We start from the raw sequence: 238 nt of genomic DNA, 5'->3' as shown, positions 1-238 counted from the left end.
GCGCGCCGCACCAGTCGCTCGGCGACGCTCCCGATGAGCCGGCGCTCGACGCCGGAACGGCCGTGGGTCCCCGCGACGATGAGGTCGGCCTCGATCTCGTCGGCGTAGTCGACGATCCGGCGCGCGGGGTCGCCGTCCTCGATGGCCGTCACGACGTCGACGCCGTGTTCGCGAGCCATCGCCGCGACGCGCTCGACGGCCGCCTCGCCGCGGTCGTCGAGCTCGGACTCGTCGCCGA

1 protein-coding gene is annotated in these 238 nt (G+C 75.2%); it reads right to left on the bottom strand.

Features of this window, described 5'->3' with window-relative positions:
* A partial coding sequence (locus tag SM753_RS21125) for a universal stress protein (RefSeq protein ID WP_323192998.1) occupies window positions 1-238 on the bottom strand: 238 nt, incomplete at both ends.

Origin of the sequence: Halostella sp. PRR32 (assembly GCF_034808085.1) — an archaeon.
Classification (GTDB): Archaea; Halobacteriota; Halobacteria; order Halobacteriales; family Natronoarchaeaceae; genus Halostella; species Halostella pelagica.
The sequence above is the reverse complement of the archived record's forward strand: the minus strand, read 5'-3'. Positions and strand labels throughout refer to the sequence as shown.